This is a genomic window from Psychrobacter sp. KCTC 72983 (genome assembly GCF_014280455.1).
Taxonomy (GTDB): Bacteria; Pseudomonadota; Gammaproteobacteria; order Pseudomonadales; family Moraxellaceae; genus Psychrobacter; species Psychrobacter pacificensis.
In genome coordinates, this window is the sequence record NZ_CP060390.1 from 2,826,081 (window position 1) to 2,842,472 (window position 16,392).

The 16,392-nt window shown below is 43.0% G+C and carries 8 protein-coding genes; 2 read left to right on the forward strand and 6 right to left on the reverse strand.

Translation table 11 applies throughout. The annotated features are described in order from the left end of the window. Window positions 1–25 precede the first annotated feature (25 nt). From PSBA01_RS12060 to PSBA01_RS12070, 3 genes are all read right to left on the reverse strand, one after another. Window positions 26–1,051 (reverse strand): ArsA family ATPase, encoded by a 1,026-nt coding sequence (locus PSBA01_RS12060; RefSeq protein WP_093070889.1) that lies wholly within the window; start codon window positions 1,049–1,051, stop codon window positions 26–28. Window positions 1,052–1,103: 52 nt separating this feature from the next. After that, entirely contained in the window at window positions 1,104–1,415 is a 312-nt protein-coding gene (locus PSBA01_RS12065) for a cory-CC-star protein (protein ID WP_093070887.1), read from the reverse strand. A gap of 115 nt (window positions 1,416–1,530) precedes the next feature. Further along, window positions 1,531–3,213, reverse strand: a complete 1,683-nt coding sequence (locus PSBA01_RS12070; RefSeq protein WP_071001544.1) for a carbon starvation protein A — start codon at window positions 3,211–3,213, stop codon at window positions 1,531–1,533. 307 nt (window positions 3,214–3,520) lie between these two features. On the opposite strand from PSBA01_RS12070, the gene PSBA01_RS12075 reads away from it, so the two are divergent. Then, complete coding sequence (locus tag PSBA01_RS12075) at window positions 3,521–4,189, forward strand: hypothetical protein (protein ID WP_071001543.1); 669 nt, start codon at window positions 3,521–3,523, stop codon at window positions 4,187–4,189. Between the two features lie 92 nt (window positions 4,190–4,281). Beyond that, on the forward strand, window positions 4,282–4,845 hold the full coding sequence (locus PSBA01_RS12080; RefSeq protein ID WP_071001542.1) for a hypoxanthine-guanine phosphoribosyltransferase: 564 nt from the start codon (window positions 4,282–4,284) through the stop codon (window positions 4,843–4,845). An 82-nt stretch (window positions 4,846–4,927) separates the two neighbouring features. On the opposite strand, the gene recD is transcribed toward PSBA01_RS12080, so the two are convergent. The 3 genes from recD to PSBA01_RS12095 all read right to left on the reverse strand — a co-directional run bounded on the left by recD (window position 4,928) and on the right by PSBA01_RS12095 (window position 16,280). Beyond that, on the reverse strand, window positions 4,928–7,132 hold the full coding sequence (gene recD / locus PSBA01_RS12085) for an exodeoxyribonuclease V subunit alpha (protein ID WP_071001541.1): 2,205 nt from the start codon (window positions 7,130–7,132) through the stop codon (window positions 4,928–4,930). A 73-nt stretch (window positions 7,133–7,205) separates the two neighbouring features. Continuing rightward, window positions 7,206–11,720, reverse strand: a complete 4,515-nt coding sequence (locus PSBA01_RS12090) for a UvrD-helicase domain-containing protein (RefSeq protein WP_186474511.1) — start codon at window positions 11,718–11,720, stop codon at window positions 7,206–7,208. A gap of 72 nt (window positions 11,721–11,792) precedes the next feature. After that, entirely contained in the window at window positions 11,793–16,280 is a 4,488-nt protein-coding gene (locus tag PSBA01_RS12095; protein ID WP_186474512.1) for an exodeoxyribonuclease V subunit gamma, read from the reverse strand. Between the last annotated feature and the right edge of the window lie 112 nt (window positions 16,281–16,392).

Here is a 16,392-nt window from a genome sequence, read left to right on the forward strand (position 1 = left end):
TTTACCGTTCTATCGTTTGCTGCATCTAGCCTAGCAATGTACTCAATGCCTCTGTGCCACGTACGTCTGTTTGCTGCAGATAAATTGGATATAGCGGATATTTAGAAAAATTGTTTTCAATATCCTGCAGCAAATCCTGCTGACGCTCAGCACGCCGGCGCCAAAACTCATCCGACTGCGTTGTTGATATCAACTGATTGATGACGATTGCTGCGGGCGTGAGCTTGCTGTCCTCTAGCTGTTCGATAGCCCGTTTGGTCTCAGCCAACGGCAACACGTCAGCCGTCATAACCAACACAATTGCCGTTTGTGTACGATCATGCAGCAGCAGTCCTGCTTGGCGAAACAACTGCTTGCGCTTTTCTAGCACGGATACCGCTTGCTCCCAGCGATCAGGCTTTTTTGCGGCAAACGGATTGGCCACATGGTTCTTTTGAGCGCTATCCGTTTGACTGCTTTTTTGATTGTGACTGTCCAAATGCGTCGCTACTGAGCGTAGCTTGGCTTGCCGTCGTTGCTGAGCAAGCAGTCCATCTGTCCATGCACCCATCATTTCTGGTAGTACTAGCAACCGTAGCGTATGCCCTGTCGGTGCAGTATCAAAGATAATATGCTCATAGCCTGCATCTGCCGCTTCGACTAAATGCTGGCACATGGATTCGAGCATCGCTGCTTCTTGGGCGCCGGGTGCTGATTTTGAGAGCTTCAGATGCTCACGAATTTTGGGCATCATATCTGGATTGGCATAGGATTTAATCGTACGCTCAACTTGAGAAAAATGCTCGTCAACGATTACATCAGGATTTAACTCAATGGCATCGAAATAAGGTGATATTGCTGTTTTCGCGTTATTAAGCTGTGTATCCAACACGTCGCCCAAACTGTGTGCTGGATCGGTTGAGACAATCAGCGTTTTTTGCTGCTGGCTTGCGTAATAACTGGCAAGTGCGGCGGCAGTAGTGGTTTTTCCCACACCGCCCTTACCGCCGATAAATATAATCGGTTGTGCTTTTAGTTGTTCTACTAATGTATGTAGAGGATGTAATGCCATATTTTTATCTCATTTCTTATATTATTTTTATTTTTCAATCATAAATAAACGATTAGCAGCAGCCAACATGGTCAAATGGGCATCTATCCATACCCATGCGCGTGTGCCACTCGTGAAAGTTTTCTAAAAATAACGGTTGTAACTCTAAGGTATAAAAGCTGGCAGGATTATCAATGCCTAAGCTTTCAGCAAACATCAGCAGCATAAAGAAATCTTCTTCATCACGGGCAGCACGTGCCATCGTTTGGCGATAAGGTGCATGATAAAACTCATTGAGTCCTGCCACAAATCGTTGCCACCATGGTTGAGTACTCTCTGGTGGTTGGGCGTTTTCTATATCATTTGATGTGTTTTTATTTTCCATAATTCGCTTATACCCTACTTATTTCTTATTACCTATCATGCCTATGTGATACAAAAAACGCCAGCAATTGCTGCTAGCGTTTTTAAGTTGATAAATATTTAGTATGGTTTAGCGTTTAAATGTCACCGCTTTTGCCTTTGTGTATCGACCATTCTTTGCGTAATACAGACAGACTCTCAAACGTTACTAAGATGGTTGCTATCAAGATAATGATATCCATAATGATAAGCAGCCAATTGCCATCAGTGAAGAAAGTTTTGAGCTGAATAAGTAGTGCAAATACCGTCATGACTAGCAAGAACGACAATGGCGCTAAAGTGTACCAAACTGTTCTGCCTTTACGTAACAAGATAACCGTTACGATCATTAGTGTTAACGCCGCCATTAGCTGATTAGTCGTACCAAATAGTGGCCAGATAATCATACCACCAGCACCATCAATACCGCCCGCGCCGAATGCTAATAGCAAGCAGCTGCCGACAGCAAGCAATGTTGCGACCACGCTTTTATTGAGGACTGGCAGGTTATAAAACTCACCGAACTCTTGGAAAATATAGCGTTGCAGGCGTACACCAGTATCCATAGTGGTACCTGCAAACAAGGCAGCCATGACCGTAAGCATCGTCTGTGATAGTACCATGTCAATGCCAACACCCGCATTTAATATGGTCGCACCACCATCAATGAAGGCACCGATAGAACCGTCGCCAAATTTTTGATAGACCGCTTGCCAATCACCAAGGGTAGCAAAACCTGCGGTTGCTGCTAGAATTGCGCCGAGTGCCAGCATACCTTCACCTAGCGCACCAAAATAACCAACGAAACGCGTGTCTTCTTCTTTATCAATCTGCTTAGACGTCGTCCCTGTCGCAACCAATCCGTGGAATCCTGATATCGCCCCACAAGCAATCGTCACAAACAACAGCGGCATTATTGATGGCGTGCCAACTGGCAGTGCTGTGTTTATTGCTGGCGCGACAATATTTGGCGTGCCGATAAAGATAGCTGCATACAATAAAATCAAACCAACGAACAGCTGCAAACCATTAATATAATCACGAGGTTGCAGCAGCATCCATACGGGCAACAACGAAGCAATCGCCGCATAGGCGAATAAAATAAGAATCCATACAGCGTTATCAGGTAAGCCCATTACGGTCTCAGGTAACACAATCGGGAACATAGGGCCAAGATAGATCAGCCCATATAAAGCGCTTACCCCGAGAATAGATACCCAAACCAAATTCATCTTGTAGCGATAAATACACTGACCGATGATAAAGGCAACCACTAAGGCGCCCCAAACAGGCAGTACAGCAGATGGCGTTTTGATCATCATATTAGCGATAGCAACACCAAACACCGCGTTGACCATCAATAGTAATAAGAAAATCACAACCATCATCAAACTGCGGACACGTGTGCCCATGACTGTACCCGCAATAGAGCCAATTGACTGTCCCCTATTGCGCATACTTGCCCAAATGGCCGACATATCATGTACACCAGCCATAAAAATCGTACCGAGCACCACCCAAATGATGGCAGGTACCCAGCCCCAAATAACCGCAATTGCGGGACCGATAATCGGTGCAGCGCCTGCCACCGAGGTAAAATGGTGCCCCCATAGTACATATTTATTGGTAGGAACATAATCGACCCCATCTTTCATCGTATGCGCTGGCGTGGGGCGACTGTTATCCAATGCTAAAACTTTAGTAGCAATGAATTTTGAGTAAAACACGTAGCCACAAAGCATAGCAGCAACGCCGAATATCAGTACAATAGCACTATTCATCTTATCTCTCCCTAGACAAGTAGTAGGTAGTCTTATAAGTTCAAGCTTTTTAAATCAAAATATAAAAAATATGCTAAATTAGTGTGCAGCGAGTCATTCATATAAACCGACCCGTCACCGAATAAATTGTAAAAATCATGTGTGATAAATATTAGCCAACAAATTTTCACATTGTACAATTAAGGTGCGTCACTAAGTAGCATATAGCGTGGTGAGTCTTTGTTTCAAATTCCGGTTAAATGGTAACCGATTTCACGGCAAATGTAACGCAAGTAAGACATGAAAAACAACAAATAAAGGAAGCATAATGGCACATTATTTTGGTTTCGTACCTTCAGATAAATTAAAAGTATTAATCAGCGAGGCCGAACAAGTCGTTGCTTCAAATGAGCAAGTAGAATATTACCCTTACCGAGACGCGCTCACTCATCAGACTGCACGAGATCTAACGGACAATTTGTTAGTCGGTTTGGTTGAGATTATTCCAAATCCTGAGCGTCAAGCGGCCATGCGCAAGATTGTTGCCACCATTGAACGTGCCACAGATACCCTACTCAATATCTTGTTAGGTAAAGAAAATAACGAAGATGTGCTGCCAAGCTTTCACTTTCTAAAAGATCAGGCAACTTTTATTGATAATGAAGGCGTAAAACGTATTGGCTTTAAGTTGTCAGAAGCAGATGCTAGAACTATCGTTGAAGGCTTTGCTGCTATCACACCAGAGCACGTAGATAGAGCCAAGTTTAAAACAGCGCTCGAAACCATGAATGACGCGACATTAACCCACTTCGTCAGCCGCTACGCTGAAACGTTAAAATTAGGTATGATCAAACGCAAATCAGTGCCAGTTGCCAAATCTGCGATTGATAAAGGAATGAATATGGCGCTTAACAAGCTACTACCTGATCTACCAAATGACTCTCTCAATCGTTTGGCGAATTATTACCGTCCATTTATCATTGAAAAACCAGAGTAATTGCTAAATTTTGATCAAATGGTCATATAACATTGGGAAAATTTACCAAAACTTGTTAAAATACTTGGCATTTTTCACCAAAGGTGCGCCCGATGACCCAAATCAGCAATCAAGAAATCGAAAAAACATTACGTAACTCAGAGTGCCTGATCAGCAGCATTGAAGTTGCTGCCGCTTATGAGCGCTTGGCCGCTCAGCTTAACCTACACTACGCTGGTTTGAACCCAATTGTGATGGTTGTTATGAACGGTGGATTAATTCCCGCTGGTCAATTATTGACGCATCTGACATTCTATCATCGTATGCATTATATCCATGCGACACGCTATCGTGACAACGAAGGTACTGACGATCTTGATTGGAAATTCAAGCCTGATGTGAGTATCGAAGGCGAGCATGTCTTGTTGATTGATGATATTTTTGATGAAGGCATTACTCTAAAGGCTGTTGTCGAAGAGCTAAATAAAGAAAAACCATTATCTCTCGAGTCTTGTGTGCTGCTAAACAAGCAGCATGACCGCAAAGTTGCCGATTTTGATGTTGATTTCGTTGGTATTAATGTCGCAGATCGTTATGTCTATGGCTGTGGTATGGACTTCCATGGTTACTTGCGTCACCTGCCAGGTATCTATGCTATCAAAGAAGATAAGGTTTAAGTCTTACCTCTAAGTGACTAACAATATCTAAGTTCAAAAAAAGCATCCAATTTGGATGCTTTTTTTGAACTTAGAATGATAATCATAAGTACTCAAACTGTAGGGACAAACCGGTATGTCTTTCGGTCGGTGTTTGGACAGCTTTCTCAAAAGCGTGTTTCGTACTGTATATCGTCACTTGTTTTTTGGCACGAGTCACCGCTGTATAAATAAGCTCCTTGCTTAATAATCTTGCATGACTATCATCAAACGTAATTGCGACATGATCAAATTCAGATCCCTGCGACTTATGAATCGTCATAGCGTATGCAGTAGCAACTACCTCCTCGTTGAGTAGATTGACCGCAATCCCTTGGGTCTTATTTTCAAAAAATACTTCCAATTGATTTCGTTCATCTGATGTCTGTAAGCAAAAACCAATATCACCATTAAATAACCCTAATTCATAGTTATTCTGCAAAATCATAATAGGGCGACCGTGGAACCATGCGTTTTGACCCAGTGGGAGCTTTAGTTCAGTGAGATGCCATTGGGTGAGATAATTATTGATGTAATGATCGCCCCACTCACCATTGTGACCAGCAGTTAATATTCTGAACTCACTAAATATTTCCATCAATGATGCAATAGTGTTTTTTATTGATTCTGGCATAGATTTTTCTATTGGATTTCTTAGTAAATTTTTAACTATTTCTATATATGGTTGATAAATTTGGGAGATCTTTAAGATATTTTTTTCATTGCTTAGGCTATTTTTTATTTGATTGCTTGGTACAGAGTCTACTTGCAACGTATTCACGTATTGGAAACTCAAGGCATCGTCTTGCCTTAATAATTGCCAAATAGTTTGAAGATTTGTCTCTGCTCTATTGATTTGGATAGCCAGCTTGCCAATACCTGAGTCCGCGCCAAATCGGCGACTCTCAGTCAGCTCTGCATGAATGGATTGTAGCAATGGTATGCAGCATAAATCCGCCAATACCGCCCCTGCATCGACTGCTGCCAACTGGTTAGCATCACCTAACAGTATGAGCCTTGCGCCTGGTTTCACTGCACTCACCAAGTAATTAGCCAACTCAACCCCTAGCATCGACGCTTCATCAACAATGATAATATCTTCGCCAAGTGGATTATCGGCATTGTAACGAGGTCTGCCCGTCCGCCCAATACCTAGCAAACGGTGAATGGTTTTGGCTTCTTGCAGCTGCAAATTAATGCCCGCTGTATCCAAAGCAGCTTGTAAAGACTCTTGCATACGCTGTGCAGCCTTACCAGTAGGCGCTGCTAGTGCGAGACTCGCACTATCCGTACTAAATCTAATATTTTCAGAACCCTCCCCTCCACTCTCTGTCGCTTGTTGCAGTGCAATAACTAACTGAGCAACGGTGTATGTTTTACCTGTCCCTGGACCACCGGTAATGATACTAAACGCGTTGTTATTAGCGACATTAATTGCTTTTATTTGATTTTCGTGAAGGCTTTCAGGTATTGTTATTGGTAAAGGCTTTACTTTTTGATTCAAGATATTGTTAATATTTTTTGCCAAATTAAATTCGGCCTGCCATGCGCGATGTAGCCAAAAAGTAATAGATTCTTTTGAATTTTGGCTGTTAGTTATGTCGTAAATGATAGGTTGGTTATTATTGCTTAGGCTATTTTCTTCATTGTTACTATTAGTGTTAGCCTTAACCTCAGCAAACAAAGCATGCTTATTAACTAGATTTATGAAAAAATTAAAGTCGGTATTTTTTAGTAGCTGAAATACCTTGGCAATTGTATCAAAACGCTTGGTTAGCATGTCCTTTTCATGATTACTCAGCGCCAACTGTATCCATAGCTGATTCCGCTTATCAAATAATGTGCTTAGCAATGTAAATATCGACGTTTCGGCGGTAGATTGATCTTCTGGTTGAGTATTTGATTTGGTATCTATGAGCGCAAAGATTGGCATTGCTAGCACCTCTAATAACTGTTGCTGCCAAGTGTATAATGTGACTGACTCATTATTGATTTCACCTTGCAATACCTCTTCATGCTCAGAGGACTTAATGGTCAGTACGGTATGGCCCTCTTCTAAATGCGTCGCTAACATCATGAACAATGCGTTAAATAAATAATCGTCTTCTTTCTTATCAGCTTGTTTGCTCTCATTATTCGCTTTTGCATACGTTGCGTCGTACGCTATACGCGTTTGCTCACGGCGTAGCAAAATATAATCACTGATATTACTGGCCCAGCTTTCTTGTAAGCCCATTGCTGCACTGCTTTTATTATTATTGCTCATGATATATTTGTCTCTATTTTGACCTGTTTGATCTTTTTAGAATCTTTGATTAATGATAGTCGTTAGGTATGATCTACTAATCAGGTACACCAAATAGCGCATCTAAACCTTTGATAAAATCGATTGGTATATCCCACGTCACAAGTCCATAACGGCCGTTATGTGGTGATTCGCTCGTCTTAATAGCCTCTTGTGATACGGTAGCAGTTGCTTGAGCGTCGGGGCTATATACCCCTCTTAGAAAGACATATTCTACCGCCCCTAAATACCTAGACTCATTGCCTACATAATCAGCAATTCTCATCGAAAGGAATCGATGCAAAGCTACTTGATAAATTGCTGCTTGTAGCCAGTAGCCTGCTTTTGTCATAGCCTTTCTGAGTGTATTTTCATTGTAATCGCTTAGGCTATTTCCTAAAAAATTACTCTTATAATCGACCACATAGTACTTGCCAGCATACTCATAAACCAAATCAATCTCACCACGCAAGTAACGATACAAGTGCGTTCTATTTTGCGGTACAAGATTGACATGCTTGTCTGTCTCATCAGGTAGATACTGTTGAAATAACTGACTGATATCCTCTGCTTTAAAGCGCTCTGACAGCCCCATATTGAACTCTAATTCAGCAAAGCGTTGCTCTTCGTTGAGAGAATAAAGTGGCTGATTGGACGCTAGCAGCGGAGTACGCAGCACTTCTTCAATCCAAGCAATCAAGGCCTCATGCTTTGTCGTATCTATTGCATCAGCGTTAAATGAGACAGAACTCTCTTCTCGGTTACCTTGTGCTCTACGGCTTTGGTGTTCAGCACTGCTATACATCAGCGGTAATTGATAACTACTGACCGCTCTATCGATCACCCCAGACCACTGGGATTTATTAGTGAAATCGATTTTTTCAAATATCTCATGTAAAAACGTACCTGCATTAGCACCTTTTACAAAGGTAAAGCGAATATCCTCTTCTGACTTGAGACTTAGCTCATCAATTTTTTCGAGAGACGTATTACTATCAAGGCTACTATTAGGATAAGGCTCTAACGACATTGCAGCGTCTGCCATATCAATGTCTATCGCATCATCAATACGCTCATCAACAACAGCCATTGCTTGTGTTGATTCGTCTAGCTGACGAGCCAAAGCTGTAAAGCTGGTCTTAGCCCAACCATAAAAATAACTCGTTTTCATGACCTCAGCAAAAGGAACATACTCAATCGCTTGTGTCGTGGGTTCGATGGTAAGTTTGGTATCTGTTGACGTTACTGTCTTAGTATAGTGACTATTATAGAACTCATTAATATTATGACCTCTAAGCATACCTATCGTGCCTTTTAGCCTATCAGGTAATTCAAACTTTGCGTCTGGAGAATCAAACCAATAAAATACCGGTTTTAGCTCAAATCCTGTTTTGTTGCTTGGATCTCGCAGCACGATATAAAGCTGCTCGCTAGCCCGCGTAAATGCCACATAACCAAGTCGGCGCAGCTCATCAAAGCCTTCTTTTGTTTCGATATCAGTATAATAGTCCTCTACCGTAGCAGAGCCTTGCAATGGTGAGAAGCGGCGCTGATTACCTATAAATTGATCCTTTGCTGATTGCTGCACTAACGCTGAAGGTGCTTGCTGAGCATTATATAGATACAGACCATACTTCTCATTATTACCTGATTTCCTACTGGCATCTCCCATACCCAGTACATAGACTATCGGAAACTCAAGCCCTTTTGATTTATGAATGGTCATGAGCTGCACGCCAGACTCTGTGGGTAGCGGATACTGCTTCGCCCAATCGCTGTTGGGTGCAGCCTCTATGTGCTGCCTAAACCAAGCTAATAGCTCATGCTCACCCATACTTAGGCCATACTGCGCCAACACATCCATGATATGACGCAAATCCATGATATGTCGATCGCCATCTGGATGAGCGGCTAGTGCTTGCCAAACGCCTTGTGTCTGTATGGGGCTTTTATCTAGTAAGTAATGTAGCGCCGACAAAACACCAAAATGCTGCCAGCGCTGTGCCCCTTCCTTTAGATACGTAATAAAATCTTGATAGCTCTTTTTATGTTCTGTATTTTGAACATCGCTACTATTTAGATTGATACTATTAAGTCTATCGTCACTCTCAGCCACGCCTGACTCATGATCCGTCATCATGGCTTTGATATCGTTGATACTTAGGCCATATAGATGACTGGTTAAGACCCGATTAATCATGTCATGACGATACGGATAGAGCATGGCGCTCAGTAGCGCTGCGACATCTTCTGCCATAATCGTCTCGAAGATACTGACGTCACTGGTGGTCAGGGTTGGGACGCCTAGTTTGACCAACTCGTCTTCAACCTGCTTTAAATCTTTTTTGGTACGTGCCAACACTCCAATATCACTAGGCTGAATCGGCCTATCTTTTAATGTCTGACCACTACTGAGCAAGCTAGCAATATGACGAGCGGTGATTTCATACTCATCATAATCAAGCTCACCATCTTTACCATTAGGCAGGTGCAAGATGCTCACCGGCTGAGCAGAAAGCACTTCCGTCACCAAGCTACTATCTTTTGCGTCTGAATCCCTAAACCAAGATAGTTTACTCTTGGCTTCCTCACCTTCTTTTTCTTTCCTAGCTTTCGTATGCTGGTAATAAATATCACTGCCCAACTGTGCCAGCTTGTTGTCAGCAGTCGTTGCTGTCGGCATACCAAACCAGCAGTTTAGTGCATGAATCACCCCTGCATTTGAGCGACGGTTGGTGTTGAGCGTCCAAATGGTACTTTTGTCAAACTGCCCTTTCATATAATTATAGTTGGTCACGTCACCGCCACGGAACCCATAGATCGCCTGCTTTGGGTCACCAACCAGTAGCAAAAACTCATGGCTGGATTTTTTAGTAGTGGATTGCTTGTCATTATCCGACTGTTTACGTTTACGCTTTGGCAAATAGATACTTTCGATCATAATGGCTTGCTCGCCATTGATATCTTGCGACTCATCAATTAATGCAATGGGGTAATGGTGACGTATATAACGTGCTAGCTTATCGCCTTGCCGACCTGTTAGTGCTTGGTTTAAGCGCACCATCTGCAGACTAAAGGTGGTCTCCCCTCGCTCCTCTAAAATCACTGGCAGTCTATTGCGTACCGCAAGCACGATATGACGGTTAAGGTTGGCTAAAATAGTAATGATGTAACTATTAAACTGTTGAATATATTTATATAGCTTAAGCATCATCTGAACGGATTTAGTACTAATAAACCTCACTCTTCCTTGTTCTTTGTCTGCTAAGAATCCAGATTCCTCTGAGTCATCGTAAGTAGCTTTGAGTTGTTTTAAAAAATTTAATTGTGGTTTAGATAAGCTTTGAGAAAAGGATAGTTGCTTATTTTGAATAAGATCTTTGAAATCTTGATAAAAACCTAAATTTTTAGCAACACTTTTACGATTATCGAACCCTTCTTTTTTTCTAAAATCTTTATCAAGATAGGTTTGAATGTCATTAAAGTCAAAATTACAGAACTGATTCAAAAATTCTTCATAATTTTGGATATCAAACTCAATAGCCCTCATCTCATCAATCGGCGCAGAAATAAAGTTCAGCGAGCGAGAAACGAATTTTTTATGATCCCCTACTGCAGTCAGCTTACCTTGCTGATCCATAAGCGCATACAGTTTGGGCTGCTCATGATACAAACGGCTTTGAAACTGACGCAGCTCATCATGGATAATACTATCGGTAACCTGCTCGATACTACTGTCTTCTATAATCGCCATGCCTTGCTGATGACCGGTTTCACTACTGTACTCGGTCAGCCACTTTTGCGCCAAGCTATCGAGCGTCCCGACAAACAGCTTATCCAACGTGGTTAACACTAATGCAGTACGCCGGATCGCCTCCGCCATCGGATAGCTATACACATGATCTAATAGATAACCGACTAAATGTAGGTTAATGGGATCGTCCATAATAGCGTTTAAGCGTGCATGTTTGGCTTGCTCTTTTAACCAATCTTCACGCGCTTTTTTGACTTGCGCGCGCTTTTCTCGAGCCACCTGCTGAGCATGTTTATGGTCATGGTCAATATCTTGATTAAACTCATCAGCCTCTGTTTTAGCATTTGATTCGATACTTGAGTCGTTGCTTGTTGGCTTATCCTTGTTATTCTTGTTATCGCCCCTATCAGGCAGTACCTGCAATATATTGGGATATAAGTTATCTTTGTTCTTGGTATCTGCACTCAGGTTATTGACCCATTGTAATAGCTGATAAAACTCTACCAAACGATCATGGATACGCTGACGCATCTCGGCAGCGGCGGCTCGAGTAAAGGTGGTGGCAATGATTTGCTCTGGCGCACGCCGTGCCTCAATCAGTAGGCGCAGCACAATACCAGTCAGCGTCCACGTTTTACCTGTACCCGCTGAGGCTTCGATAAGGTGTCGACCCGTTAATGCAACCGCAACCGCCGGTGCTATTTCTTCTTTTTCCTCAACTATAGCCCCTAAGTCACCCGAAACATCTGGATGATCGTCAGATAAATTTGGTTGTACAGTAGGTTCAATAATGTCGGTTGTGTCAGTAAAATCTGTCATATAAGCGCATACTTTTAATTATTATCTATAAAATCTAGAGGATAAAAAGAAAACTAAAAACAACTGCTATAGCTAATTGTCTAACCCATCTAATGCGGTAAACATCGGCCTATACAGTGGTTGCGCCAAGGTGGTCAACGCTGCTGATAAGGCTCTAAAGGCATCTTGATCACGCAGTACATATTGCCAAATAGCATGCTGCGAGCAAGTGTCGTATACCGTATCTAAATGATCATCAGACCTTAACCAATCTTTAAAATCTGCTCGTTTTGGCCAATAACTGCTATTTTCATTATCATCTGCTTGCGATTTTGAGCACTTAGCCAAATAATTAAGCGCATATTCAGGCAGTAATGTGATGGGTGTTTGACCCGATAGATTGCCAAAAATCGCCCACTTTATTAGCTCCAGTACCGCATCCTCATAGACGATTGGGCTTAGTTTAAATGCGATGACATTTTTGTAGGCATCTACTTTTGAGCTCGATTTATTAAAACGCCAAATACTCACGCCATCATTTGCTGCCACTTGCTCAGCCGTGGTGCATCTGGCTACTTGCCAGTATAGATGGGACAACCAAAACTTAAGGAGATGTTTTGGACTGGCAGAATTAGGCAGTATATTTAACCATTGCTTAGGTGATTGCTCGGCATAGGTCATGCCTGCCTGAATATGAGCGTTTTTATCATCGTTATCTGATGATACTGATAGCCTTGGCGTTAACAGCGGCACTAGGCCTTTTATTTTGATAGATTTTGGCAGTAATGTAAGCCATGCGTCTGTGTCTATTTGACTGTTTGCGTCGCTATTTACACGATTAAGTATAGCTGCCAGCTCTATCTGAAAGGGGTGCTCTGCGGTGGGTGTCAGTAAATGCAAAGCTGTCATATCCTCTGTTCTACTTATATCTGTTCTACTTATATTAGGTACGACACGCTCACCAAAACCATTAGCGATCAACTGCTCTTCAAACTCTAGGCACTGCTGCTGTAATTGTTGTTGTTGATTGGGCAACGTGGTTTGGCGTGCTACCCCTGCTGGTATAATTTTTTGATACATCAACGTTGAGCTATCTTGCTGGACCTTATTGTCAGTACGCTTATCGGCGGCCAGCCTTTTAATCAAATGATCTTTAATCTGATAAGTTGTCAGGTGATCCAAAAACAACGGTTCCTGATGCGCCATCGCTTCCTCACCTTGTACCACATGCACTTTTTGAGACCGTAAAAACGCTTTGGCAGGATGGCGCACTTGATACACCAGCATACCCTCAATATCTATCTCGCCAATATTAAATACGGTATCACGCACCATTCGGGTGAGCGCCTGAGTCCTATCGCTCATATCATTAGCAGCAGTAGAAGTATCGAGTCCCAGCATATTGGCTAATGTAGACACGATTTGATGATTTATGTTCCCCAGTCCACCCAAGCGATGACCCAGCATTTGAGCAATGGCTTCGTACTGTGTTTTTGTGGGCAAGCCAATCAGTTGTGGATGCTCGCTAGATCTTCTTTTCTGTAGTGTCTCAAACACCGCTTGCCACAGCGGCGCCGGAGGGAATTGTTTTTTCTGAGCCAGTTTGGTTTTGCGCATGGCTTTATTTAGCAACCTATCTAGCTCATCGGCTGCTGCAGTATCAGGGTTGCTATCGCTAACATCATTAGACGTATCAGTTTTTTTCTCAGAAATCCCTTCAATATCCGCTTCAAACAAGCTTTTGTGAAAAGGTAGTGCTGGATGCTCAGTGACCAGCCACTCTTTGATGAGCTTTGGTAAATAACGCTTAAGACTCTCTGTCGTTGGATCAATACTTTCAGGCAAAGTATCAAGCGAGTTGACCTGCCACTGTACCTCACCTTGTAAGAACTGTAATAATTCACTTACTGGGTTCGCTGGTAGATGCTCATGAGTGTCGGTCAAGCTTTGTCCATTGTAGAATATCCAACACGCACTACGCGCACATAGTAGCGCATCCAAAAATGCCCCGTTATCATCATCCTCACTGACTCGATCGCCGCGCCGTGAATTGGTCGCTTTCATCAAGTCATATCGGTTGTCACGGTCACGCCCAGGAAACTCAGAGAGATCCATGTTGAGCATCACTACCAACTCAAATGGTACGTTGCGTAGTGCACCAAATCGACCAAAAGTGATCACGCCTGTCGGTTCCGCACTGACTTGCTGGCTCTCAAGCTCAGCTTCGATACTGTCTAGCATAAAGCTCAGCTTGAGCGGTAATTGCTCGACCCCTGCCAGCCTTTGCTCCACCTCTACTCTATTGCTATCACCACTAGAGTATTGTCTATAATGACGATTGGCACGTAAGCTCGATTTAAAGCCATTCATCGCATTATAGATAGCGCGCATCGTACGTGTTTGATCAACATCGCCAAAGTATCGATGAATCACTTGGGTCTCAATCTGATCGAGCCAATCTTCCGCTTTCATTTTTTGTGTATGGTCATCACGCCTTGCCACCAAACCAGCATAGATACGACAAAGCGCTTCTACAATCATGGCATCATTTAGACTCACTTGCGCGAGTGGTAAGCTCATCTCAGGTACAGCTGTACTTGGCCATTCATCTTCATGCAAAGGGTATAAACAATCACTCAGACCCGCCTCTGGCATAATTAAACCCAAAGTCAGTCTGTCTAACGCTTGTGCGAAGCTAAAGCGATAATCATAGTCATTGACGTCTAGGGTCTGCTTTAGATGCAGCTCATCAAACCCGCGGATAAAACCAGCTTCCACCAACAAATCACAACCACGGCTCATTTGCTCATGGGTCAACCCAAAACTCTCAAATAAGGGTGGCAGCATCAGCCAATCTAAAACCTCAGCCGCTTCAAAACGAGCGCTATGACTGCCAAGCAGCTTATAAAACCCAATAATCGCTTCCCATAACTGGCGAATATCAGCATCGACAACACCAGTCACCTTCGCAGGCAAGGTCAGGCCATCTTGTCCCCTGCCATTGACGAAAATAGAGCTAATTAGCGCATGATGACGCTCAACATCAGGTAGCAACACCACAATGTCTGATATATGGCGCTTTTTCTCACCAGCTTTGATGGGCTCATTGAGCCAGCGTCCAATCATAATGCGCAGTACTTCAAGTTGGCGCTGTAAATTATGACAAGAATGAATGCTTAGGCTATTATCTTGAGAAGAGATAGCCCAAAAACGGTCTTTTTCAAAGCGCTTATTCTCTAGTACCTCATCGTCGTACCATGACGTTTCTTGCTCAAAATCCAATGCTATTTGGTTGCTGACGGCCTCTGAGACTTTTGCGGCTGTCGCTTGTTGGGTTGATTGCTCGTCAAGCATCAACACATCGTTTTGCAAACGGCGCAATAAACTTGGGCCGTTTTCTGCTGCTTGCAACCTATCGTCGTTATCACTATTACTGGCACTGCCATCGATGACGCTACCAGTTTCATCATCAAACCTATCACTAAAGTTATCTTGCCACTCCACCAGCGCCTCTTGGTATTGCTCATTACCTGACAAATTGGCCAACATAGCAAAAGTATCACGAGACTGTTTGCCTAAACGCGACAGTAAACTGTGCCCGTAATCACGTAAAAACACGCTTTGGGGATTAATAATCTGCTGACGCTGTAGCCACGCTTTATCAACAATATCTGCCCAAAATAACTTTGAGGGATTGTAGTGTAGTAACGTGATGTCCATATATTTCGACAAGCGCTGCAAAAAATCAAGCTCAGTCTGTGGCAATTGCTGAATAGTAAAAATACGCAATACTTTGGGCAACTGCTCACGTTCATTTGCTTTATCATCTTCTAAGGCTGACCAAAAGGTATTCTCAATGGCCATGCGGTGCTGATGTACATCCGCAAACAAATGCGACCACAAAAAACGCTGTGCAATCTCAAGCTCTACATAGTGTGCCACTAGCCACTCAGGCGTACCGCGTGCATACTGATCAAAACGTAGGGACAACGCATCTTTATCTGCGATCAGCTTATCTACATCAAGTGGCTTATTGTCCGACCATAGCGCCAGCCAATCCTCACGGTGAGTCAAGTAACGGTTAAACACCCTTGCCAAGTCACTTGCCAGTTGCCAAATGCGCGCGTCTTGTTGCGCCTTATCTTGCTTGACCCCTTCTTGCGGCTCGTCAATCAAAGATGCCAACAATGGGTTCACAGGATGCGTGTCATCGTTGACAATCAACGCTTGATAGTAAGTTAGGTAGCCGAACAGGCGCCACTGCATCACCGTTGGCGACAGCACAGCAACTTCAGGTACATTCAAGGTTGCTGCTTCAGGATTAACCTCTAACAAATAGGCATTATGGCGAGTCAACACATCCTGCATAAGTGTCCACTGATACTGACCCCAAAATTTGGTACGCACCAATGTACTGATGCCAGCACGGCTAGCAATGGTTTTATCCAACCAGTCGCCCAATACCATTGACGGTACAATAACAATAAAAGGTTCAAAAATGTTCTGACTCTTTGACTGATATTGCACCAGTAGTTGGTCAACGAGATTTTCGGTACGATGTGACTGAATGATAGTAAACATAGACAATAATCTGATTAGAATAAGCGTAAGCGCTGAGAGCTACTGTTGGTTACAGCTAACCTGTCAATCACTACGCTTGTAATAAAAGTGCCACAGAAAGTAGCAGTGAAGC

Bases quoted from the DNA above. Each gene is read 5' to 3' on its own strand.
- PSBA01_RS12060 (WP_093070889.1), bottom strand. From the start codon at position 1,051: ATGGCATTACATCCTCTACATACATTAGTAGAACAACTAAAAGCACAA.
- PSBA01_RS12065 (WP_093070887.1), bottom strand. From the start codon at position 1,415: ATGGAAAATAAAAACACATCAAATGATATAGAAAACGCCCAACCACCA.
- PSBA01_RS12070 (WP_071001544.1), bottom strand. From the start codon at position 3,213: ATGAATAGTGCTATTGTACTGATATTCGGCGTTGCTGCTATGCTTTGT.
- PSBA01_RS12075 (WP_071001543.1), top strand. From the start codon at position 3,521: ATGGCACATTATTTTGGTTTCGTACCTTCAGATAAATTAAAAGTATTA.
- PSBA01_RS12080 (WP_071001542.1), top strand. From the start codon at position 4,282: ATGACCCAAATCAGCAATCAAGAAATCGAAAAAACATTACGTAACTCA.
- PSBA01_RS12090 (WP_186474511.1), bottom strand. From the start codon at position 11,720: ATGACAGATTTTACTGACACAACCGACATTATTGAACCTACTGTACAA.
- PSBA01_RS12095 (WP_186474512.1), bottom strand. From the start codon at position 16,280: ATGTTTACTATCATTCAGTCACATCGTACCGAAAATCTCGTTGACCAA.